At 53.0% G+C, this 22,905-nt stretch carries 22 protein-coding genes and 1 pseudogene; 5 read left to right on the top strand and 18 right to left on the bottom strand.

Annotated elements, in window-relative coordinates:
- Positions 1-71: 71 nt before the first annotated feature.
- The gene (locus VK70_RS03745) at positions 72-905 is read right to left on the bottom strand and encodes a carbohydrate ABC transporter permease (protein ID WP_025694631.1); all 834 of its coding nucleotides are present in this window, start codon (positions 903-905) and stop codon (positions 72-74) included.
- The gene (locus VK70_RS03740) at positions 905-1,759 is read right to left on the bottom strand and encodes a carbohydrate ABC transporter permease (RefSeq protein WP_036639115.1); all 855 of its coding nucleotides are present in this window, start codon (positions 1,757-1,759) and stop codon (positions 905-907) included. Before VK70_RS03740 ends, VK70_RS03745 begins: the two co-directional genes overlap by 1 nt.
- A gap of 448 nt (positions 1,760-2,207) precedes the next feature.
- Here VK70_RS03740 and VK70_RS26270 point away from each other — a divergent pair, with 448 nt between their 5' ends.
- Positions 2,208-3,080, top strand: a complete 873-nt coding sequence (locus tag VK70_RS26270) for a LysR family transcriptional regulator (RefSeq protein WP_144415172.1) — start codon at positions 2,208-2,210, stop codon at positions 3,078-3,080.
- 95 nt (positions 3,081-3,175) lie between these two features.
- On the opposite strand, the gene VK70_RS03730 is transcribed toward VK70_RS26270, so the two are convergent.
- Positions 3,176-3,880 carry a GntR family transcriptional regulator gene (locus VK70_RS03730; RefSeq protein WP_025694634.1) on the bottom strand — a complete coding sequence of 235 codons (705 nt, stop codon included), beginning with the start codon at positions 3,878-3,880 and terminating at the stop codon, positions 3,176-3,178.
- 156 nt (positions 3,881-4,036) lie between these two features.
- Positions 4,037-5,071 carry a GTP 3',8-cyclase MoaA gene (gene moaA, locus VK70_RS03725; protein ID WP_025694635.1) on the bottom strand — a complete coding sequence of 345 codons (1,035 nt, stop codon included), beginning with the start codon at positions 5,069-5,071 and terminating at the stop codon, positions 4,037-4,039.
- Positions 5,072-5,325: 254 nt separating this feature from the next.
- Here moaA and VK70_RS03720 point away from each other — a divergent pair, with 254 nt between their 5' ends.
- The 4 genes from VK70_RS03720 to VK70_RS03705 all read left to right on the top strand — a co-directional run bounded on the left by VK70_RS03720 (position 5,326) and on the right by VK70_RS03705 (position 8,108).
- Complete coding sequence (locus tag VK70_RS03720; protein WP_025694636.1) at positions 5,326-5,544, top strand: PspC domain-containing protein; 219 nt, start codon at positions 5,326-5,328, stop codon at positions 5,542-5,544.
- A 21-nt stretch (positions 5,545-5,565) separates the two neighbouring features.
- Positions 5,566-6,255: a PspA/IM30 family protein gene (locus VK70_RS03715; protein WP_025694637.1), complete on the top strand. Its 690-nt coding sequence runs from the start codon at positions 5,566-5,568 to the stop codon at positions 6,253-6,255.
- 144 nt (positions 6,256-6,399) lie between these two features.
- The gene (locus tag VK70_RS03710) at positions 6,400-7,302 is read left to right on the top strand and encodes a copper amine oxidase N-terminal domain-containing protein (RefSeq protein ID WP_025694638.1); all 903 of its coding nucleotides are present in this window, start codon (positions 6,400-6,402) and stop codon (positions 7,300-7,302) included.
- Between the two features lie 86 nt (positions 7,303-7,388).
- On the top strand, positions 7,389-8,108 hold the full coding sequence (locus tag VK70_RS03705; protein WP_233277758.1) for a 3'-5' exonuclease: 720 nt from the start codon (positions 7,389-7,391) through the stop codon (positions 8,106-8,108).
- Positions 8,109-8,204: 96 nt separating this feature from the next.
- Here VK70_RS03705 and VK70_RS03700 read toward each other — a convergent pair whose 3' ends face one another.
- The 14 genes and pseudogenes from VK70_RS03700 to VK70_RS03640 form a co-directional block, all read right to left on the bottom strand.
- Positions 8,205-9,161: a 3'-5' exoribonuclease YhaM family protein gene (locus tag VK70_RS03700; RefSeq protein ID WP_025694640.1), complete on the bottom strand. Its 957-nt coding sequence runs from the start codon at positions 9,159-9,161 to the stop codon at positions 8,205-8,207.
- A gap of 213 nt (positions 9,162-9,374) precedes the next feature.
- A complete protein-coding gene (locus VK70_RS03695) occupies positions 9,375-9,827 on the bottom strand; it encodes an IDEAL domain-containing protein (protein ID WP_025694641.1) in 453 nt (150 codons plus the stop codon).
- Between the two features lie 464 nt (positions 9,828-10,291).
- The gene (locus VK70_RS03690; protein ID WP_046722822.1) at positions 10,292-12,121 is read right to left on the bottom strand and encodes an adenine deaminase; all 1,830 of its coding nucleotides are present in this window, start codon (positions 12,119-12,121) and stop codon (positions 10,292-10,294) included.
- 171 nt (positions 12,122-12,292) lie between these two features.
- Positions 12,293-13,519 (bottom strand): pyridoxal-phosphate-dependent aminotransferase family protein, encoded by a 1,227-nt coding sequence (locus VK70_RS03685; RefSeq protein WP_025695111.1) that lies wholly within the window; start codon positions 13,517-13,519, stop codon positions 12,293-12,295.
- On the bottom strand, positions 13,516-14,805 hold the full coding sequence (locus VK70_RS03680; protein ID WP_046722812.1) for a Zn-dependent hydrolase: 1,290 nt from the start codon (positions 14,803-14,805) through the stop codon (positions 13,516-13,518). The genes VK70_RS03685 and VK70_RS03680 overlap by 4 nt, the downstream gene beginning before the upstream one ends.
- Positions 14,802-16,196, bottom strand: coding sequence for an allantoinase (locus VK70_RS03675; RefSeq protein ID WP_025694023.1), 1,395 nt, complete (start codon positions 16,194-16,196; stop codon positions 14,802-14,804). The genes VK70_RS03680 and VK70_RS03675 overlap by 4 nt, the downstream gene beginning before the upstream one ends.
- A 55-nt stretch (positions 16,197-16,251) precedes the next feature.
- On the bottom strand, positions 16,252-16,629 hold the full coding sequence (uraH, locus tag VK70_RS03670) for a hydroxyisourate hydrolase (RefSeq protein WP_025694024.1): 378 nt from the start codon (positions 16,627-16,629) through the stop codon (positions 16,252-16,254).
- A gap of 194 nt (positions 16,630-16,823) precedes the next feature.
- On the bottom strand, positions 16,824-17,294 hold the full coding sequence (uraD, locus tag VK70_RS03665; RefSeq protein WP_233277757.1) for a 2-oxo-4-hydroxy-4-carboxy-5-ureidoimidazoline decarboxylase: 471 nt from the start codon (positions 17,292-17,294) through the stop codon (positions 16,824-16,826).
- Between the two features lie 48 nt (positions 17,295-17,342).
- Positions 17,343-17,459, bottom strand: a pseudogene (locus VK70_RS26980) (2Fe-2S iron-sulfur cluster-binding protein); the annotation flags it as partial.
- A gap of 24 nt (positions 17,460-17,483) precedes the next feature.
- The gene (locus VK70_RS03660; RefSeq protein ID WP_025694026.1) at positions 17,484-17,717 is read right to left on the bottom strand and encodes a hypothetical protein; all 234 of its coding nucleotides are present in this window, start codon (positions 17,715-17,717) and stop codon (positions 17,484-17,486) included.
- Between the two features lie 65 nt (positions 17,718-17,782).
- A complete protein-coding gene (locus tag VK70_RS03655) occupies positions 17,783-18,712 on the bottom strand; it encodes an ABC transporter permease (protein ID WP_025694027.1) in 930 nt (309 codons plus the stop codon).
- A 22-nt stretch (positions 18,713-18,734) separates the two neighbouring features.
- The gene (locus VK70_RS03650; RefSeq protein ID WP_411431698.1) at positions 18,735-19,784 is read right to left on the bottom strand and encodes an ABC transporter permease; all 1,050 of its coding nucleotides are present in this window, start codon (positions 19,782-19,784) and stop codon (positions 18,735-18,737) included.
- Between the two features lie 62 nt (positions 19,785-19,846).
- Positions 19,847-21,379 (bottom strand): ABC transporter ATP-binding protein, encoded by a 1,533-nt coding sequence (locus tag VK70_RS03645; RefSeq protein ID WP_025694029.1) that lies wholly within the window; start codon positions 21,377-21,379, stop codon positions 19,847-19,849.
- Between the two features lie 143 nt (positions 21,380-21,522).
- Positions 21,523-22,686 (bottom strand): BMP family ABC transporter substrate-binding protein, encoded by a 1,164-nt coding sequence (locus VK70_RS03640; RefSeq protein WP_025694030.1) that lies wholly within the window; start codon positions 22,684-22,686, stop codon positions 21,523-21,525.
- Positions 22,687-22,905: the final 219 nt, after the last annotated feature.

The following is a 22,905-nucleotide window of genomic DNA, read 5'->3' as shown; positions in this document are numbered from 1 at the left end:
TCCTGTAATTGTTTTTTCTCGTTACGATGCATATATGAAGGTGTCGGATGACACTCACATTTTACAAGCGGTTATCCTTTTACCGCTCCATCGGCAATGCCCTGGATGACATGACGCTGCGCCATAAAGAACAGGATCATGACAGGGACCATCCCCATAACCAGTACCGCAAGCGCTAAATCCCATTGGGTCATGTATTGTCCGAACAAGGAACTGGTGGCTGTCTGTATCGTTTGAAGACCAGGTTTTTGCAGCACAAGCATCGGCAGCAGGAAATCATTCCAAATCCACAAGCTGTTAAGCACGAGAACGGTAACGGTCATCGGCTTCAGCAGCGGAACGATGATTCGAAAGAAGGTGCCGTAAGGCGTACAGCCGTCAACAACCGCCGATTCTTCAATTTCTTTGGGTATCGCTATAATGAAGCTGCTGAACAGAAACAGCGTAAAGGAAACCCCCATCCCCATGTAAGCAATCACCACTCCGGTAAAAGTGTTCATCAGGTTAACCCAGCCAAACATCTTCACCATCGGAATCATAATCGACTGAAAAGGAATGACCATCGCCAGCATGAACATGGAGAACAAGATGCGATTCATCCGGCTCTTATTGCGGACCAGGCGGTACGCAGCCATAGAAGAAATAATAATCAAGCCCAAATTACTGAAAATGGTAATAATTAGCGTATTTTTAAAAGCCTGAGGGTAGTTCAATGCTTTCCAGGCATTCAGATAGTTTTCAACATGCAGGACCCCCGGAAGACCCGCTGTGTCCGTGAGCAGCTCCGCGAAGCTTTTAAACGAGTTAACGATGACAAAATAGAACGGAGAGAGAAACACCAGCGCCAGCAGGAATGCCAGCAGCTCGATGCCAAACCATTTGAATGAATACGATCTTCCGATCATTACATTTCCACCTCCCGGCTTTTCGTAAGCTTGACCTGAATCAAAGTGATAAAGGTGACGGCCACGAAGAAGATCAGCGCCTTTGCCGTACCTAAGCCATAACGGTTATTCCCGAATGCTTCATTATAAATGTTCATTGCAACGGATTCGGTGGAACCGTAAGGCCCTCCGCTGGTCAGAGAGTAGTTCAAGTCAAACATTTTGAATGTCCACGAAATGGAGATAAACAAACATACCGTCACAGTCGGCATAATCAGCGGAATGATAATATTCTTCAGAATTTGCCACTTGCCCGCCCCGTCAATTACAGAAGCTTCAATCAGATCCTTTGGCACGTTCGCCAGGCCCGCAATATAGATAACCATCAGGTAACCCGCTCCCTGCCACACGCTTACGATGATAAGGGCCCAGTATGCCGTAGCTTCGGTTCCCAGCCAGGGGAGAGTAAAGAAAGACAAGTTCGTGAGTTTTCCAATGCCGGGAAAGCCTTGTACCAGTATGAACTGCCAGATAAATCCAAGAACAAGTCCACCTAACACATTTGGCAGAAAAAAGATCGTTCGGATCGCACTCCGGCTTTTCAGCGGCAACGACAGCAGATAAGCCAGAGCAAATCCGATTACATTGTTCAGAATTACTGCGGTTAAGGTAAACCGGGTGGTGAACCAGAACGACTGGCCAAATTCCGGATCCTTTAAAAAAATCGTTGAAAAATTGTTTAATCCGACCCAAACCGCATTGCCGGATACACCATCCCAGCTTGTCATCGAATAATAAATGCCGAAAAAGAACGGGATTGCAATGACGATGGAGTAGAATAATATTGCCGGACCAATAAAAAAGGCTTGCTGCATCCATTGCGAGGTTATCCATCTCTTCACACTTGATCCCCTTTCCAGCTTGGAAGATCTTTCGAGAACAGGATGCATATTTATTGAAGCCCGGTCATTTTCCATGTTCAATCTCCTCCTGTCTGTGTAAAATAGATTTAAATTTTAATATTCTTTGTTAAGGGGATTATAAAATGCATTATATATAATGTTAAATATAAATCTCTTATTTCCATATAAATATTAAGCATGTTAGGTACGGTTTCCTGACATAAAACTATGATAAATGTCACTTATTATGACGCAATAAGCATTTTATCCGCTAAAAATATGAATAAATCGTGGACTAAATATTATATATGATATATATTGTTACATAGAAGAAGGTTTCGAGGCAGTCGTGGAGGATTTGAAGTGTGTGGATTTTGTTGATAAAATTTCCATTTTGTATTATCAGGGGGGAATCTTGACCATGAACATCGTGCATCTGGAGACTTTCATCATCGTGTGTACTTACGGTAATTTTACAGAGGCGGCCAAGCATCTTTATGTTCCTCAACCAACCGTAACCAACCGCATCAATCAGTTGGAGGATGAGCTCGGTCAAGAGCTTTTTGCCAGAGGAAAGTCAGGAAAGCGAAATGTTCAGCTTACGCGTGCTGGAGAAAGGTTTCTGCCTCATGCCCAATCCGTTGTTGAAACGCTTAAGATGGCCAAGCAGGAGATTACTCACACCACCTCGTTGTCGATTGGAAGCTCGGTTCCCCTCAGCCACCCTCTCATCTATAATGTCATTCAGGATCTTTCCAATCTGAACGAGCATTTGAATATCCATTTGATCTCCCTGGAATCCTCCAACATTTTGAAGGCATTGGTTGATAATGTAATAGACGTCGCTTTTACAACCGATTTGATGATGAGCACCTGCTATCAGACTTATCCGCTTGGCTCTGAGGAGTTCAACCTGATCCTCCCCGCCGAGCACCCGTTATCGAATCAGCCCTTGCTGGAGAACTTCACATGCATGAAAGAAGAGAATATCATCTTCTATGAACCCTACAAGAACAGCATCAAGGATTTGTCGGAGCTGAATTTTAAAAAGAAGCTTTACTCGAACCAGTTCGAAGTAATCAAAAGCCTGATCCATGAACAGCACGGAATCAGCATTCTTCCCCCCATGATTCTTGAGAAGGAAATCAAAAATAACGAAATGGTCAGCATTCCGTTATCGGAGAATATTCAACTGAATAAAATCAACTATTATTTAACCTGCAATAAAGAGAATTTATTGAAAAAAGGGATTCGTTTGAATCAGGAGAACTGGACCTTCGAAGAGGTTGTCTAGCTGATCAAGATATACGTAACAATAGGTATTATAAAAGGCCATGCCTCTACAAAGTAGAAACATGGCCTTTTGTATTGAAGACATGTCTAACTCGTTCAATCGGCTTGATCCGATTCTTCCGCTTGCTCGCTTGCTTCTTCTTGCCGGGAATTTAGCATCAAGCTGATCGTATCCCATACATGCTCGTGCATTCTGGCATGGGCTAGCTGGGGGTCCCTATTAACAAGCGCTTCCCAAATCCCCCGGTGCTGGTAGTCGGTAAGCGCATGGCGTTCTTTATTCCGGTTCCACGCCATCACCTGTATCCAGTTAATTCCTGCGCGCAAATGGTGCAGGGTGTTCTTCAGCGCCAGATTTCCGCCGGCCTCCACAACAAGATCATGAAACCGGTTATTTAATTCAATGGCATCTACGGCGTGGCCGGTACTCTCGCGATGAGCCTGCTCCAGATTTAAGAGATTCTCCATCTGCTTGAAATGCGAGCTGTTCCCCCGCTCGGCGGCAAGCCTGGCCGCCATTCCCTCCAGTTCGGCGCGAAGCTCATACAAATCCTTCAACTCTTTCAGCGACAGCTCCTTGACTCGAACACCGTGATGGGGAACAGATTCCAGAATGCGCTCCTGCACCAGCATGCGCATCGCTTCACGAATCGGTGTACTGCTTACGCCGAGCATCTCCTTCAGTTCGCGTTCCCTGATCCATTCACCCGGCGGAAATCTCCCGCTCAGCACCAGATCATACAACCGTCTGTATACAGCCATGGTCGTCGTTTCTTTAATAAGCTTATTAGCTAAGTCCATCAGAGTCTTCCCTCCAGGTGATAAGAACAGCTTCACCCGCCCTTATTCATAAGAGCGGGTTCGGCTTCTGCGCGAGTATAAGACGATAATTGAAGCATCCTGCCTTTATGATAGCAGATTCTGGTTTTCTCGTAAAAGCCCGGGATTTATGAGCATCTATCCTCCGATATAGGACATTTCAATCTTCTGTTTGCCGCTTGCTTCATGCGTATCCCGCCCTCGCTTCGCGCTGTACTGATTGTCCCTGTTAATCCAGACGGACGCTATCCTGGCCGTCAGTTCTTCATCCGACAGATCGGACCGCAAAAGTTCCCGGAGGTCGGTTCCTTCCGTGGCAAAGAGACACGTATACAAGGAGCCGTTCGCTGAAATCCTTGCTCTTGTGCATGTTCCGCAAAAGGCATCCGAAACCGCCGAAATAATACCGACTTCCTGCTCCGTTCCTTTATACCGGTAACGGGAAGCCACTTCTCCGTAGTATTGGCCGGGAATAGCCTCAAGCGGCATCACATGACGGTCAATCCTGTCAATGATCTCCTGTTTGGTTACGACTTTGTTAAGATTCCATCCGTTGGTGTTTCCCACGTCCATATATTCAATGAAGCGGATCGTATGTCCAGCGTCTTTGAAATACTTCGCCATTGGAACAATATCCTGATCATTGGCGCCTTTCTGAACAACCATGTTGATCTTCACTTTCAACCCGGCCCGTGAAGCCGCTTCAATTCCCTTAAGCACCGGCTCGACTCCGACCCCTCTGCCGTTAATATGACCGAATCGCTCGTCCGATAATGAGTCAAGGCTTACCGATACGCGCCTCAGTCCCGCAGCCTGCAAGCTCGCGGCATATTTAGGGAGCAACACGCCGTTTGTTGTCAGAGCGATGTCCTTAATACCCTCTATGGAAGCAAGCTTGTCTAATAACAGCGGAAGATCGGTTCTGAGCAGCGGTTCGCCGCCAGTGAGACGTATCTTGGTCACTCCTAGAGCCGCAAATATTTGCGCAAGCCTCGTTATTTCTTCAAAATTGAGCAATTCCGCTTTGGGAAGAAAGGGATAATCCGGGCCGAAAATTTCCTTTGGCATACAATATACGCAGCGAAAATTACAACGATCCGTGACGGAAATTCTCAAATCTGTAAGCGGGCGTTGAAGCAGGTCATTGATCATAAGCTCCTCCCGAATCTGCATATACAATGATAAATATCATATTGTGATTCTATACTATACAGCATTATGCATAACTTTTAAAATACCAATTGCTTATGGCTAAATAAATATACTGAATACTTGAACACTCTCCTCCATCCCCCCGTCCAATTGCTGAAGCCTTCCCCGCCTTAGGTCGAGATTGCAAAACCGTCCCCAGCCCGTTTTGCGGTGTACGTGAAAATAATAGAATAAAGCCATAGATCACGGATATGACGAAAGGGAGAAATGACACTATGAAAAAACTTTACCGTTCCGAAAGAGACAAGAAAATCAGCGGCCTGTGCGGAGGGTTGGCTGAGTGGCTGGGCATCAACTCCACCCTTATCCGGCTGGTCGCCGTAATCGTCGCTTTAGGCAGCGTCGGCACGTTCATTCTTTTTTATCTGATCGCCAGCCTCATCGTTCCAAGCGACCGGACCGGGAGCTTCATGAATGGACATCATTATTACTAAAAAGAAAAGGGAGAGAGATCAATGAGCATATTGCAGAGAATTGCGACATTAACGAAGGCGGCCTTGCATGAGGGCCTGAACCGGCTGGAGGACCCGGTCATGATGACCGGACAATATTTGCGCGACCTTGAAGACAAGATCGCCGAGGCGGAGCAGCGTAGCCGTGATTTGCAGGCGGCGGCCAGACTGCTGGAACGCCGGCAGAAGGAATACCACATGCTGGCGGAGCTTAGCGAAGGCGATGCCTTAAAGGCGCTGGAAAGCGGCGACGAAGCTAAAGCACAGCAGGCCGTTATGGCCAAGCTCACCTATACGGAGAGCGAGAAGGAATGCGCCACCGGTCTGGAGGAGACCCGGCAGGTGCTGGCCGGACTCGGGTACGAGATCGCAGCGGCCAAGGAAGAGCGGGTCCGGCTGAAAGCCAAAAGGACCGAGCTCGCTGAACGGGCCGAGCGTCTCCGCAAGGTTCCAGATAGCGTCACCCCAGCCCCTTCCCGCGCCGCCTTCTCCGGCCTGAATACACATTCCGCCGCCCGGGGATTCGAGCGAATGGAAGAAAAAATCCAGGAATGGGAAGCGAGACAGACTCTGCCGGGCCGGTATGTCTCTCCTGCTGCTGACACAGAAGGCAGCGTAGACGCCCGCGTGAAGGAACAGGCCGCAGCCGAGCTGGAACGCCTGCGTGAGCGGACGAAGGGCAGCGAGCAGTAAGATTATATCGAATTTACTGAACAAAATGGGTACTTTCCTTGCTGAGCAGGGAGAGTACCCATTTTTATTGTAAGATTCTGTAACTTACTAGACGCTTTTGCGTCTAAGATTGAGAGAATTCTTTTTCAGGGAGGAATGTATCTAATGAAGAAGCTGGCAAGTCTGGGCTGCGCATCAATCCTTGCTTTATCCATAGTTTCGGGCGGGACATCCTTCGCGGCTGGAGAAATTGAAGTGATCGTGAACAACAGTACAGTCGGGCAGGAAACATCCGCCTATCTGGCGAATGGAACGACTATGGTACCTTTGAACGTTGTGCGGCAGATTCCGGGAATATCGGTAAGCTGGGATAACCAGACCAAGACAGTAACGGTTATGAGCGGCAGTGAAGTGATTAGTTTGGTTGCCGGTCAGAAGACGGCCTTCGCCGATTCCGGTAAAATTACGCTCTCCATGCCGGCTACCCTGCAAAAAGGGCGCATCCTGGTCCCTCTGCGTTTTATCGCCGAAGTCTCGGGCGCTTATGTAACCTGGAATTCCCAATCCCGCACGGTGTATGTGGCCAAGGCCGACAACAGACTGAAGGAACGCCTGGCGTCCGGCAATCTGACCGAGGCGCGCAGAGCGGCTCTGCAGCTGCCACGCGTAAGCATGATCCGGAATCTTAAACCGGCTCCATCCTCTCTAGAGGGCCAGAACTTCACCTACTATTTTCCGGAAGGCGAATATAAGAGGTTCTTAATCGAAGGCGGCGACGTCGTCTCTTATTATGAAGTGGTGAATGAACGAAGCCACCTGATGTGGACGGCAAAACTGGCTGACAGCGCAAAGACGGACAGCGTCCTGTTCTTCAAGGAAACGATGGCGTCCGAGGAGAGCGGCGTCCGGCCCGTACTGAATAGCCGGCTCGTCTACTTTCATGTCATGCCCCATATCGGCGCAGCCTCTTATGGCTTTATCGGCCCGGACGGAACGGTGACGGAGCTAGGCACCAAGGAGGTCACTATGAACGAGGAAATCGTCGATATTCCGGAAGAGTTGAAGTAAATCCGCTCTTTTTTCAAGCGTGACCTTTGCTATACTAATAGATAGGAATACTATGAATCTACCGCCAAGGAAAGACAGGAGCTCGTATGATGGATTTTGTGGCAATCGATTTTGAGACGGCGAATGCCGGACGGGCCAGCGCCTGCGCGCTGGGACTGGTTGAAGTGAAGGGCGGGATCATCGTGTCCGAGCAGGCATGGCTGATTAATCCGGAGCAGCGCTTCGACCGCAGAAATATCGCCATCCACGGGATAACACCCGAAATGGTCGCCGGGCAGCCGCCCTTCCGCGAGCTGTGGCCCATCATTGAACCGCTTATTCACGGAAAAAATATCGTGGCGCACAACGCTTCCTTCGACATGAGCGTACTCCGTTACGGACTCGATCAGTGCTCCCTGCCCTATCCGTCGTTTCAATATTGGTGCACCTACTTGCTGTCCAAAAAAATGCTGGCCGATCTCGGCTCCTACCGGCTGAATATACTGGCCGAATATTTCGGCATCCCCCTGCGGCATCACGACGCGCTCGAGGACGCCCGCACCGCGGCGCTCATCCTGGTAAAGCTCGCGGAACGAGCCGGGCATTCCGGCCTGCTGGCGCTGGCGGAAGATCTGGGCTGCCGGATTGGCACGCTGCATACTGGCGGCTACACTCCCTTCTCGATTCCCGCGCGCAAGCCATCCCGCAGCAAGGTACAACAAGCAGCCGGAAACAAGTCCGCTGCCGTCTCGGCGGAATTGGCCGAAGCTCTTCTTCCGAACTCGACTGAAACGGCAGCCGCCCGAGAGAGAACGGACCAGAAATAAAGGGGAGGCATACCCCTATTAAGGATATACCTCCCCTTCTATGGCCGGTGTTCGCAAGATCATGGCGTTCGCCCGGCTTTCTTTGCCGCCCTGGATTTACAGCTTCATCCGATAAACCGCTTTATTCTCTAGCCCGCGAATAAACGGCGTCCACTCCTCACTCTCCGGCGTCGTATCCAGCGCGTCCTCAACCATTTGAAGCTTGGCGTCCATGGCATCGATATGATGGAGCGCCACCGCTTCCGCCGTCTGAGGCTGAACCGGACTCCCCCATTCGCCAAGGTTGTGATGCGACAGCACCAGATGCTGAAGCCCGAGTACCTTCGGGGACGAAAGATCAATATTGGAGCGTATGGCCGCTTCCGTAATCCAGCTTGAAGCCATCGCGATATGTCCGAGCAGCTTGCCCTGGACACTGTAATCCGATACAATGCCAAGCTCGGCGATCATCTCCTCCGGTTTGGCGATATCGTGCAGGATAATGCCCGCTTTCAGCAGATCGGGATTCAGGAACGGCCGCTGCTTGCACAAAAAGTCGCCAATCTCCAGCATCCGCGCCATATGATAGGCAAGCCCGGCGAAATAGGCATGATGATGGGTCTTGGCCGCCGGATAATGCATCAGCTTCTCCTCCACCTTGCCCACACAATACGCAACAATGGTCCGGATCTCCGGGTCGCTTATGGAGCCCATCGCCTGCTTGATCGTATAGATTAAATCGACCGGACGGATCGGCGCGGAGCGGATAAAATCCGTTAAAGACACACCATCCTTTTCCGTAGCCAAACGCATTTTGCTAATCTTGATTTGCAGCTTCTCCCGGTATAAATGGGCGTTACCTTGAACTTTGACAAGACCCATCGGAAAAAAAGTCTCTTTGTCCGCAGTCGACACATCCCAATACTTCGCGGTCAGTTGGCCGCTGGAATCACTGAGCACGATATCGAAATAATCCTTCGGCGGATTACCATTCGTTTGCTTGACCGTCAATTCCCTAATCAGATAAAAGCCGATGAATTCATCCTGCGGTGCCAGTTGGTTGATTTGCTTCATGATGAGCCTCCTACTTATCTTAAACCTTCTTCCCACAATAACTTTGACACTGGCCGCTTCAATCCCTTCAAACCACGGAATAAAACCGTATCCCCTCATGAAAAATTACGCAAAAAGACCGCCTCTATCAATCCACAATCGGCGTTATGGATTGATAGAGGCGGTCTGCTTCAGACGGTAATAATCGGCAAGGGTCTATACGGTGCACGGCGCTTAGGCGCTCAGCTCTTTATACTTCTCGGTAAGCTCTTCGAACCATTGTCTGTCCTGCAGCGCCAGCGCAAAATCGATCAGCTCGGCGATTTCATTCTTTCCAAGGTCCGTCTTATCGTTAAAGTTAACCTCTGCCACGGCACAGGCTTCAACTATTGATCCTTCAGAAAAATCAAACGAGAACTCCAGGTCGATGTCGCTTTCCAGATACTCATTGCGGAGAAAATACAGCACTTCACACATCAGAATCGGCCTAACCTGATCTTTAAAAACGCAGTCCATTACTTTTGCCCAATAGTGACGGTTGGTCAGATGCAGCTTGTCATCATTTAAAAGACTCTTCTCACCTTGAAAATCATTGACAAATTTCAGCTCAAGCGGCTCCATCTTAAAGATACTGGCGATTTGCTTCTTGGCGATACTCACGATCTCATTCGTTTCCAATCTAATCATCTCTTGTTCCCCCATCCTAAAAATTTATTTTGGGCTTTGCGTTAAGCTTAGAACAGTAGATCTATCACATCAGGAATGATTCATTTATTGTTATATCGTCTATGGATTGCCCTTAATTAATATTATATTAGCATCTTTTCTGAAAAAATGTTTCATCACCATTCCATTTGGTTAATGCTTTTAGCCCCTAAACGCTAAAATTTCATTTAAAATTCAAATTTTCAAAATAAAAAATGTAAAATATTATTAATTTTATAATGATAATCCATTTAAAAGAAGGCGCTTTACTATAATCGGCAGCAAAAATCCGCTGTTCCATTCTGGACAGCGGATTTACATTGTAAATGGTGAGTGCGTCTGGCCGATGCACGAAAGAATCTCATTATGCGCATGGTATCAAGCGGCCTGCCCGTCAGATTGCCTGCCCGTGGCGTGCCGGGACAAGCCGCCCGGCCAGCCAGGCTTTATACAGGCGCGTTAACGCTCTCCTCGATGAACAACGGCACCAGCTGAATGCCATCCTCCGGCGTAATCCGTACCAGACCTTTGTCGGAAAGGCGAAGGGTCGGAATAACCGCAAGCGCGAGCAGCGATAGCGTCATAAAGGCATAATTAAGGGTGCAGCCTGCATCGTAAAGCGCCTTGCTGATTGCAGCAGACTGGGCGGCGGCGACTTCAAACGGCTCGGCGGACATCAGTCCGGCAATGGCGAGCGGGAACAAAGTCGTGCCGGACCCTGTGATAACCGCAACTCCGCCCTGCGCGTCGGCAACGGCATTTACCGCCCCCGCCATAAGCTCGTCGTCGCTGCCGATCACAAGCACATTATGGCTGTCATGCGCCACAGTCATGGCAATGGCCGCGGGTTCATGGAACCCGACTCCCTCCACCACGCCTACCGCCATATTGCCCGTTCCTTTGTGGCGCTCCAGAACGGCGATTTTGCATAAGCCGTCCCCTACCTGAAGGTTCCCTTCCGATACGGGGAGGGACAGAATGCGTTCCATTGTCTCCACATGGTTTTCCAGCACCTTGATCACCCGGGTGCTCACATTACCGGACTCCACCGGCGCCTTGATGACAAAATCCCCAGCCGTCGGACGCTTAGGCAGATGAACGGAAGCCAGCACTTCCTGAGGATAGGCAAATGAAGGCAGGGATACCGTCATAGCTCCATTCTCGGCCACTACGGTCCCGGCGGCAATCGTCATCACGACGTTGACGTCCGCGAGATTGCCATCCAGCAGAATGATGTCGGCGATCGAGCCGGGAGTAATGGAACCGATATCGCGGGCAACGCCAAAGCGTTCGGCGGTGTTGATCGTAGCCATCTGGAAGGCGGTCACCGGTTTCACCCCCTGGGCAATGGCATGCCGGACTACGAAGTCCATATGGCCTTCGTCCCGCAGCGATTCCGAGCTGCGGTCGTCGGTGACGAGCATCATCCGCCTCGGGTCGAGGCCATGCTCGGTATGCGCCGTTATCGTCTTGGCGACATCATGCCAGGCGGAGCCGCGGCGCATCTTCGCGTACATGCCCAGCCGTACGCGCTCGATCACATCCTCGGCGGTCACGCACTCATGATCGCCGGTTACACCGGCGGCCGCGTATACAGGCAGCCTCCAGTCGCTCGCGGGCCAGGTGAAATGCCCGTCGACATAACCGCCGGCGCGAAGGGTCGCCTGAATCTCTCCGAGCATTTTATCGTCGCCGTAGACGACGCCGGGAAAATTCATCACTTCACCGAGCGCGATGACATCGTCTCCCCAGGTGAACGCCTCCGCCACTTCCTCCGGCCCGATGGCCGCCCCGGTCGTTTCGAATTCAGGACCCGCCGACGGAACGCAGGAAGCGACCTGCATATAGGCGGCAAGCGGCGTCGTCCGCATTTCGTCCAGCATCAGCTTGATTCCTTTTAGTCCGAACACATTGGCGATTTCATGAGCGTCGAAGAAGCCGCCGGTCGTTCCGAGTGGAAGAACGGCGCGCGCGAATTCGGTGACAGTCAGCTGCGTGCTCTCGATATGGCAGTGGCCGTCGAGCAGGCCGGGAGCGATATATTTTCCCGCCGCATCAATGACCTTGGTATTCTCCCCGATCATATGCGATACGTCCTTGCCTACATAGGCGATGCGTCCTTCCTGAATGCCGACGGATATGCCTTCCAGTATTTCACCGGAGCACACATTGACCAGTTTGCCGCCGGTAATGACCAGCGTTGCCGGCATATCGCCGCGCGCCGTAGCTACAAGCGCCGGAACGCAGTCGGCGAGAGGTTTTCTTGCAAAGACCATATTTTCCCGCTCCCTTCGCACAAAATAGTTAACCGCAGCAGCTTCGCCAAGCGGCAGTTTAAGAAAAAACGGCTCTGCCTTCCCCGCAGGTCCGGTAGCCGTTTTTCCCGAGGTTCCATCCGGCAGGTGTGCCTCCCGAACGCCTTGCTTAGTTCGTTTCTCGAAATTATCCTATACCTGGTCGTAGATATCAAGCGCCGCCTGAACGCCAAGTCCTGCAGGCAGCGGATGGCCTTGACGGAGCAGCGCCGCCTCCAGCGCGCCCAGCACCCGCAGCACATTGTTCCCGCGGCAGCTGAAGCCCATCGTTCCAATCCGCCAGATTTTCCCTTTAAGCGGTCCGAAAGAGCTGGCAATTTCGATGCCAAAGCTGTCCAGCAGCATGGAGCGTACCGATTCCCCGTTGATTCCTTCCGGAATCACCACGCAGGTTACCATCGGCATTTTGCAGCCGGGGTCGCCGTAAAGCTGAAGTCCCATCGCCTCGAGCCCGGTGACAAGCGCACGCTCATGCAGGCGGTGCCTTGCAAATCGCTCCTCAAGCCCCTCTTCCAATACGAGCCGCAGACCTTCACGCAGCGCGTACAGCATGGAGGTCATTTCCGTATGATGGTTCAGCCGCAATGGACTCCAGTAGTCTTGAAGCATCCCCAGATCAAAATAATTGCTGCGAACGACTGCGATATCCTCGTCTCCGGCATCGGCTGTGCGTAGTCCGCGCTCCACCCGTTTGCGCGACATGATCTTGTCTTCGGCGCGTTTGTTGTACGTGATCGGGGCCATGCCCGATGGAACAGACAGGCATTTCTGCGTGCCGCCGATGACAGCATCAAGCTGCCAGGCGTCCGTCTCGACCGGCACGCCGCCGATCGTTGCCACCGCATCGACAATCAGCAGGGCATCCATTTCCCGGCAAGCCTGCCCAATCCCTTCGAGCGGCTGCAGGCGGCCGGTGGATGTCTCGCCGTGAACCATTGCGACCACATCGGGCTTTACCCTGCGCATCTCGGCAATGATCTCCTCCTGAGCGAAGACCTTTCCCCACTCCTTCTCAATCGTATGCACCTCCGCGCCGCAGCGGTCGGCGATTTCATGCAGCAAATGCCCAAAACGGCCGTAAATCGGAATCAGCACACGGTCCCCTGGAGAAATCAGGCTGACCATGGCCGCCTCAATCCCCGAACGGGAGGTGCCGTCCACGGGAAAGGCCCACTGATTGCTTGTAGCGAACAGCTCCCGCAGCATGCCCATCGTTTCATTCATAATATCCGTAAACTCGGGGTCGAACTGGCCCAGCACCGGATAAGACATCGCCCGCAGCACACGCGGGTCAACCTCCACCGGTCCCGGAGTCATAATGCACCGCAGTGACGGTGACAAGTCTTCGAACCGCTTCATGTCCATCTCTCCTTCGTGTTTTGCGGCACAAGGCCGTCTTCATCCGATTCTTCATATCCTAGCTTATATAATAGCGCGATCAGCACCTCAAGACCGGCAGCCAGCTCTTCCGGCGGAGTATATTCCTCCGGGGAGTGGCTGATGCCGCCTTGGCTAGGCACAAAAATCATCGCCGTCCTGCAGCGGGGCGCAAGGAGCTGGGCGTCGTGACCCGCCCCGCTGACCATCGACCTGTATGTCCTGCCTTGCTGAAGACATATAGCCTCAAGCTCGGCGCTCAGCCCCCCGTCCATCGGCGCGGGCGAGGCGCTGAGACGGAGCGCCATGTCGAGGGCAACGTTTCGGCGCCCTGCTATTTCCTCAAACGCGGACACAACCGATGCGCAGAACGCTTCCAGCTCATCTTCCCGGCTATGGCGGATGTCCAGCGTGAACGCCACTTCGCCGGGAATCACATTTGGCGTATTTGGGGTTACAACCAGCCGCCCCGTGGTGGCTACCAGCGGATCTCCCGCTTCCACCGCAAGGCGCTCCATCTGCAGCATCATCTCGGCCGCCGCAGCAAGAGCGTCGCTGCGCAGGCCCATCGGTGTCGTTCCGGCATGATTGGCCGTACCTTTGACGGTCACGGCGAAGCGCCGCTGTCCGACAATCGCCGACACAACGCCGATCTGCATCCCCGTCCGCTCAAGCACGATCCCCTGCTCGATATGAAGCTCTACATAAGCGGAGATGTCGCTTCTGGGCGTATCCGCCTTCTGATCGCCCAGGCGGCAGCCTTCCATCGCTTCTTGCAGCGTCACACCTTCACCGTCGCGGTAGTCTTTTGCTTCGCTCCCGTCATACACTCCGGTCACGTTGCCCGACCCCCAGAAGGTCAGCGGAAACCGGCTGCCTTCCTCTTCGGCGAACGAGACGGCTTCCAGTGTCCGAAGCGGCGGGCCGTACACGCTGCTTAGGTAGCGCAGCGCTGTAAAGGCTGCTGCTACACCGTAAGCCCCGTCGTATTTTCCGCCGTTTACAACGGTATCGATATGCGAACCGGTCAATACGACTTTGCCGTCAAGGCGCGTGCCGGTCAATCTGCCATAGACATTGCCGACGCTGTCTGCATAAGCCGTCAGGCCGCTCTCCCCGGCCCGGTTCAGCAAATGCTGCTGCGCCTTCTTCCATTCCGGCGTATACAGAAGCCGGGTAACTCCGTCTCCCGGCGCGCTGAACGCGGACAACTCTTCAAGCAGCTCCATCATTTCAGCGGCGGGAGCTTGAATATAAGACGCACTCATAATACCAGCTGCCCTTCACCGATTTTTACCCACTGCCCGCCTTCCGGAGAGATCACGCCCTGTTCACGGGTATAGACCAGATTGCCGCGGCAGATGGTGGAAGTCACCCTGCAGGAGAGATTCATTCCGGCATATGGGCTATGCTTGTGGCGGTAGAGCAAATCCGAAGCGGCAAGGGTATAGGGCATATCCGGATGCAGCACCGCCAGATCGGCGTCCATGCCAAGTGCAATTGAACCTTTGCGGCCGGATAACCCGAAACGCTCCGCTGGAAGCCCCGACAGCAGCTGTGAAACCAGCGTTACCGGAAGCTTCCGCTTGTTCACTCCTTCATGGAACATCAGTTCCATGCTGCTCTGAGCCCCGGAGATGCCGCCCCAGGCATCAAAGAAACTCAGTCCGGAGGCAAGCTTCAACTCGGGAGGACAGGGCGAATGGTCGGAGGCAATGAGATCGATTTTCCCATCAGCCAGCGCCTTCCACAGCTTTTCCTGCTCCTCGGCACTCCGCAGCGGCGGCGCGCATTTGGCAACCGGGCCCATTTTCTCCATATCGTCTTCCGTCAATATCAAATAGTGCGGGCAGGTTTCCGCCGATACGTCCTGGCCCCGCAATTTGGCTGCATGAATCATGTCAATTGCAGTGGCCGTGCTGATATGGACAAAATGCAGCCGGCATCCCGTCCGCTCCCCGTACAGCAGCGCCCGGGCGACGGCCTCCAGCTCTGCCTGCGCCGGCCGGGAAGCCGCAAAATCGCGAGCTCCTGTCCGTCCGCTTTGCACCGCTTCCGCCCCGAGCATCGCCGTCATCTCGTTGCTCTCCGCATGCAGTGCGAGAATGCCGCCGAACGAAGCGATCTTTTTCATCCCTTGGTACAGGGTCTCATCGTCTACCTCGCGAAAGCGTCCTTCGCCTTCGCCGCCCGGATTCGATATAAAGGCTTTGAAGCCCGTGACGCCCGCCGACCAGAGCTCCTCCAAATTATCCAGATTGCCCGGAACAAGGCCGCCCCACAGCACATAATCGACAGCAGAATGACCGGCGGCCATTTCGGCTTTCAGACCGAGAGCGGGTAAATTCACCGTCGGCGGATTGCCGTTCAGCGGCATATCGGCATAGGTGGTGCAGCCTCCCGCCGCCAGCGACGCCGACCCGGTTGGAAAGCCTTCCCAGTGCCCAAACGACGGCTCGTTAAAATGGACGTGCATGTCGATCATGCCAGGCAGCACATACTGTCCTTCGGCATCAATGACGGTTGTATCCGAACCGGCTTCTATCCCGGCTTCCAGCGCGGCGATTTTGCCGTCGGCAATGCCGATATCAAGCTTTACGACTTCCCCGGGGAGTACCGCCAGACCATTTTTAATTACCAGTTCATAAGAATCGCTCACATAGGTTCCCTCCCGACGTCGTTAGTTTTCTTCTACAATAAGTTATACCCGGTTGTCAGCTTCCGCGATAAGTGCTGTATCCTCCAGGAGCGAGCAGAAGCGGAACATGATAATGACCGCCCTCACTGCCGATATGGAAACGGATCGGAATCAGATCGAGAAATCCAATTGGTTCAGGGGCCGAAGATGTCTCCGAGCTTTCCGCATCCATTTTTCGAAAATAATCTCCCGCGTGGAACAGCAGCTCATACTCGCCGGGCTTCATTTCCGCGTCTTCCAGCAGTGGAGCATCCAGCCTCCCGTCCGCATTCGTAGCCGCCTCGCGGAGCAGCAGACTCTCCCCGTTCTCCAGCCGCCTCAGCTGCAAGAAAACTCCCGAAGCGGGAATCCCCCGTACCAGATCGAGCACATGGGTAGTCAAACGTCCGCTCATGCAGCCACCTCCCTGGACAAATTGTGGGTCGGAACGTGCGATATATCATTGCGTGTCCCGTAATTTTTGTAGAGAATATTCATAATTATGCTGGCTATTTCTGTCTTCCGAATCGATAATCGGCCTTTGGAAGTCTTCAGTATGATTATGGCTGGCACCCCCGTTAACAAGAATGATTGAATTGAAGGATGTTTTTACTCCGACAGGAGATCTTCCAAGCGAAACTTCGTAATTTTGCCAATTTCAAATAGGGCCCGGTTCCATTCTTCCTCAGGCGATAGATTTACCCGCTCACTGACGGATTCGATGATGTCGTCTTTGTTTTTACCCCGGACTGCCAGAATGAACGGAAACTGGAATTTGTCCGTATATTTCTTGTTCAGGTCGTTTAACCATTCGAATTCCTCCGGGGTCAGCCGGTCAAGCCCTGCCCCTTTCTGCTCCGCCGCCGACAGCGGTGTAACCTGGAGCCTCGTCGCCAGATCGGGATGGGCCCGCAGCAGCGACAAAATCTTCTCCCGGTCTGCGCTTCGGACTGCCTCCGTCATCGCTTCGTGCAGTTCTCCAACCGATCCGAAGGGACGGGAGGCGTAGGCTGATTCGGCAACCCATGGCGAATGCTCAAAAATACCGCCAAGCGTCGCCACAAACTCTTCCTTGCTCATTTCGTTTATCTCAGACAGTGTTATAGGTGAAGCTGGGGTTGCCATGGTTTATCCCACTCCTTTTTCAATCACCTTGTTTACGGCCCGCATAATGCCACCATAGCCTATGCACCGGCATAAATTGCCAGACAGCGCTTCTTCCACCTCTTCGGGCGCTGGGTTCGGAAAACTCCCCCATTCCCCATTACATTAATGTCCGCTTTTTCCAGCGTTTCCTTCCAATGCCTTCCACAGTTCGGTAGCGGCAAGATCGCCCGCTGCCCTCTTCTTGTATTCTACGGTTGCAAAAGGATCTCCATAGGCTTCAAACTGCGTGACAACCGCCTTGTACAATGGAGCAAGCATCTCCTTGCCGATACAGGCGCCTTCCTGAACCGCTTCGGCCATACTCAGCTGCTGCGGCCGGCGTACCCAGTGGTTCATCGTGAAAAGGTTTCATTTGCTCACCCCATTGCAGTTGTCCGCAGTCTAAAAGCCATCTTACCGTCCTAGAACCGCTGCTCCCGGATGTACGGAACACCTAGCGATTCCGGCGTGCCGGAAGGCTTGTTGCGGTTGCGGTACCCCAAATACATGAGGACAAGGATGGTTACAACATAAGGAATCATTTTCAAGAAGTACGGCGGAATGGCGCTGCCAAGCAGCTGCATCCGGAAGCCCAGCGAATCCAGTGCTCCGAAGAAGTAGGCGCACAGCAGCGCCCTTACCGGATTCCATCTGGCAAAAATAACGAGACCAACCGCGATCCAGCCTCTGCCCGCCGTCAGCCCTTCGTTCCAGGTCGGAGCAACGGTCAGAACCATATCCGCTCCTGCAAGCCCGATCAGCATGGCGCCGACGGTAACGTAGCCGTAACGGATCAGCCGGACATGAACGCCCATAACATCTGCTGTGGCCGGACTGTCTCCCACGGCCCGCAGATGCAGACCCCATGAAGTGCGGTGAATGAGCAGATGCAGCACAATGACAAGCACAAAGCTGAACCAGGTCAGAACATCCAGATTTCCAAAAATATCGCCGATCACCGGAACCGGCTTCAGAAAGTCAAGATGCAGTCTCGGCAACATGCCGGGCAGCGGGTTGCCGCTGATCGACTTGCCGAGATAAGCGCTAAAGCCGCTCCCAAACAGCGTCATCGCAAGACCCGACATCGTCTGGTTGGCGCGGAGCGTGATACTTAGGAAGGCGTGAACCAAGCCAAGCGCCGCCGTTACTCCAACTGACGCGAGCAGCGCCGCCCCGAGATTTTCGGTACGAATAAACACAATGCACGTTGTGACCGCACCCATCAGCATCAGGCCCTCGGCTCCCAACTGAATAATGCCGGCGCGTTCGTTCAATATGCCTCCGAGCGTCGCCAGGAGCAGCGGCGTGCCCGCGGTAATGGCGGCGATTAATAACTGTGTGACAAAATCCATTTCTTTCGATTCCTCCTTTGGGCTACGCTCCCCGGCGAATGCGGAAGCGGGTGACCATATCGCCGGCAATCAGGAAAAACAGGATCGCGCCCTGCAGCATTTCCGAAATGGATGACGGCAGACCGATGGTCTGTACGCTAAAACCGCCGACAATCAATCCGCCGAACAGCACCGAAGTGACAACAAGCCCGAGCGGATTCAGCTTGGCGAGCCAAGCCACGATAATAGCGGTGTACCCGTAGCCCGGCGAAATGCCCTGCATCAGCTTATGGCTGACTCCCGATACTTCGGCCATACCGGCAAGACCGGCAAGCCCTCCGCTGATCAGCATAACAATGATAATATGGCGATTGATGTGAATTCCGGCGTAACGGGCCGCGTTCGGATTCGCTCCGATCAGCCGCAGCTCGTAGCCCCAGCGGGTAAAACGGATCATCAGATAGTAAATGACAACCGCGACCAGGGCAAAGATCAAGCCGATATGCAGCCGGGTTGCTCCGAGTACAGGCAGCGATTGCGCGTCGGTGAATACCGGCGAGCCTGGCATGTTGAAGCCTTGAGGATCTTTCCATGGTCCGAACGTAACGTAATCAAGGGCCAGTAGCGCGACATAATTGAGCATTAGCGAAGTAATCAGCTCGTTCACCCCGAAATGCGTCTTTGGAATAGCTGTAAGCAGCCCCCAGAGAGCGCCGGCGGCAACGCCGAAGATCAGCATCAACAGAATCGACCAGAATCCCGACAGATTCGGAAAATAGATCGTTACGGCGGTTGCGGCTATCGCGCCAACAATCAACTGGCCCTCAGCTCCGATATTCCAGACCGATATCCGGTAAGCCACGGCGATGCCGAGTCCGCACAGCAGCAGCGGAATCGCTTTAACGAGCGTTTCGGTAATGCCGTATGAGGTTCCGAAGGCACCCTTAATCATTTTGGAGTAGACGGTTACCGGGTTCATTCCGTTGGCATAGATAAAAATCGCGCACAGCACGAGCGCCAGCGCCACCGATACGATCGGCGTCCACCACGGCGTGCGGATGCGGGATGAATCAAATTCCAGCCGCCAGGGCATCTTTCCTCCGGGAGTCTGTTTCACAGGCTGCGCAAGCGCTCTTCCGCCTGCCTTTTCCTGGCTCATACCATGCTCTCCTCTCTGCCCCGGATACCCGCCATCATAAGGCCGATGTTTTCTCTGTCCGCCATCTCATGGGTCTCCTCACCAATAATTGCTCCGTTATAAATGACCAGTATCCGGTCCGAAAGCTGCAGCAGTTCATCCAGATCCTCTGAAATGAGCAGCACGCCGCTCCCGGAAGCGCGGAGCTCCATAAGCAGCTCATGTACCCCTGCCGTCGCGCCGACATCAAGACCCTGCGTCGGGTGGACAGCCACCATCAGCTTCGGACGGTGGGTAACTTCCCGCGCGAACAACAGCTTCTGCTGGTTGCCGCCGGACAGATGCTGGACAGGCGTATCCAGTTCCGGCGTCTTCACATCAAATTTACGAACAAGCTCCTCGGACCATACACGGTTCTTGGCCGCTTTCAGGAAGCCGAATTTCGAATGCTCCTCGGAACGGTACGATTTGAACAGCAAATTATCAACAGACCCGAGCTTTCCGGCCAAGCCGCTTTTCATACGGTTTTCCGGTACATGAGAGATGCCCGAGTCAATCGCTCCGCGCACCGAAGCCGTCTTGACAGGACTCCCGTCAAAGGTAATTTCGCCTTCTCTCCACGTCCTAAGACCTGTCAGGACTTCAGCCAATTCCTTCTGGCCGTTGCCAGCCACTCCGGCTACGCCGACGATTTCACCCTTTCGCACGCTCAGGGACAGACTGTTCAGAGCCTTGCGGCCATGATCGGCGTAGACGCTTAAGTTTTTAACATTAAGCAGTTCTTCACCTTCCGTAGCTTCGCGCTCCTGACGCTCAATAACCACTTCTCTGCCGACCATCAACCGGGCAAGCTCGCGCTCATCGGTATCCTTGGTGACCAGTGTAGCAATCATTTTACCTTTGCGCATAACCGAAATTCGATCCGAAGACGCCATGACTTCCTTCATTTTATGCGTGGTCATGATAACCGTCTTACCTTCCTGCTTCATCCGGCGAAGTGTGCTGAACAGCCCTTCCACCTCACCCGGCGTAAGCACCGAAGTCGGTTCATCCAAAATGATAATATCGGCGCCGCGATAGAGCGTCTTGACGATCTCCACCCGCTGCTGCTCCCCAACAGAGAGCTGCCATATGGGACGGTCCACCGGAAATTTTAGCCCGAAGCGTTCCGCCAACTCCTCAATTTCTTTATGTTTGTTTTTAATCCAGTTTCGTCCGCGCCAGAAAGACGACTTTTCGCCAAGCACGATATTTTCCGCCGCCGTCAAGGTCTGCACCAGTCTGAAGTTCTGAAATACCATACCCACGCCGAGCAAGCCCGCGTCTTTGGGAGAACGAATCTTGGCAGGTTTGCCGTGAATCAGAATCTCTCCTTCATCCGCTCTATACACGCCCGACAGCATGCTCATGACCGTGCTTTTTCCCGCCCCGTTCTCACCAAGCAGCGCGTGTATCTCGCCCGCGTTTGCCGAAAAATCGACTTGGTCGCTCGCGGTTACCGAACCGAACCGTTTGACAATGCCGCGCATTTCCACCGAAAATTCCTGCATATGGAACGCCTCCTTCCTCATAGTTGTAGTACAGGTGGGGAAGGTTCTTGGATTAAGAGCCCGCCCCACCTGTATGGTCTTCCTCTTATTTAACGGATATCACACACGAATTTTGCATAGCTTAAAACAGGTCAAAACATGAATTATTTAGGAAGCGTTCCGACTACACCTTTAGCCAGCCAGTTCATGCCCAGCACTTCTTCAAGTGTAAGACTCTTTCCTGCCGGAACTTTCTCATTGCCCTGGTTATCGCTGATCGGACCCGTGAAGACATTCAATTCACCACTGATGATCTTCGCCTTGGCATCGGCCACAAGCTTCTGCACATCCTCGGGAACCTTGTTGCCGAATGGAGCCAGATCAATCATGCCGTCAGCTATGTCGCCGGAATACTGCTCGTTCTTCCAGGTACCGTCCATAACCGATTTTACAGTCTTCGTGTAGTACGGTCCCCAGTTCCATACCGGGTTCGTCAAATAATTGTCAGGCGCGAATTTCTTCATGTCGGAGTCGTTGCCGCCTGCAAATGCGCCGCGCTCAGCAGCTGCCTGAATCGTAGCAGGGGAATCCTGGTATGCGAGCAGCACGTCGGCGCCCTTATCCAGCAAGCTGATGGCAGCCTGACGCTCTGTCGTCGGATCATACCAAGTGTTTGTCCATACGACGTCGACTTTAATGTCCGGGTTTACACTTTGCGCGCCAAGCGTAAACGCATTAAGGTTGTAAATAACTTCGCTGATCGGGAAAGCGCCGACATAGCCAAGATGATTTTTCTTGGTCACTTTGCCTGCCGCAATACCCGTCAGATAACTCGCTTGATAGTTCTTTCCGAAATAGTTGCCCATGTTCTCGGCTGTCTTGAAGCCGGAAGCATGATCGAACTTGACGTTCGGGAATTTCTTCGCTACGCTGAGCGTCTGTTCCATATAGCCGAAGCTTGTCGTAAATACGATGTCATGGCTTTGCGCCAGCTCGGTAATGATGCGCTCCGCATCGGGGCCCTCAGGAACGTTCTCTACGGCATCAGCCTTAATGCCGAGTTCCGCTTCCATTGCTTTGCGCCCTTGGTCATGCTGGTAAGTATAACCGCCGTCGCCTGGAGGCCCGATGTATACGAACGCCACCTTCGGCTTTTCTCCGGACGGCTGCGCGGACGCGCCTGCCGAAGCTCCGGCCGCCGTCGACGGTTCCGGGGATGCACCCGTGTTAGCTCCCGTATTGTTGTTGCCGCCGCAGCCTGCAAGCACAATCGCAAGCACTAACAGCAGCATGAAACTCAATTTAAATGCCCGACCCCTTTGTTTCATTGTTTTCCTCCTCCTAAAATGTTGTGCAGCATGAAAGCTTCCACTATATGAACTGGCCGTTTCCGGCCGAAGCTCCGTCATTGGAGCTCTGATCTTCAGGAATATTATATTTTTAATATACTGGAGGCCAGAGCCGTGCGTAAATTTATATAACATACGTTTGTGCGAAAAGACGAAAAGGAGGGGGTTACTTTGTGCACGTCGCACTAACCCAACCCT

Source organism: Paenibacillus durus ATCC 35681, from assembly GCF_000993825.1.
Classification (GTDB): Bacteria; Bacillota; Bacilli; order Paenibacillales; family Paenibacillaceae; genus Paenibacillus_AQ; species Paenibacillus_AQ durus_B.
Note: the sequence above shows the minus strand (reverse complement) of the source record. Positions and strands in the feature narration are given on the sequence as shown.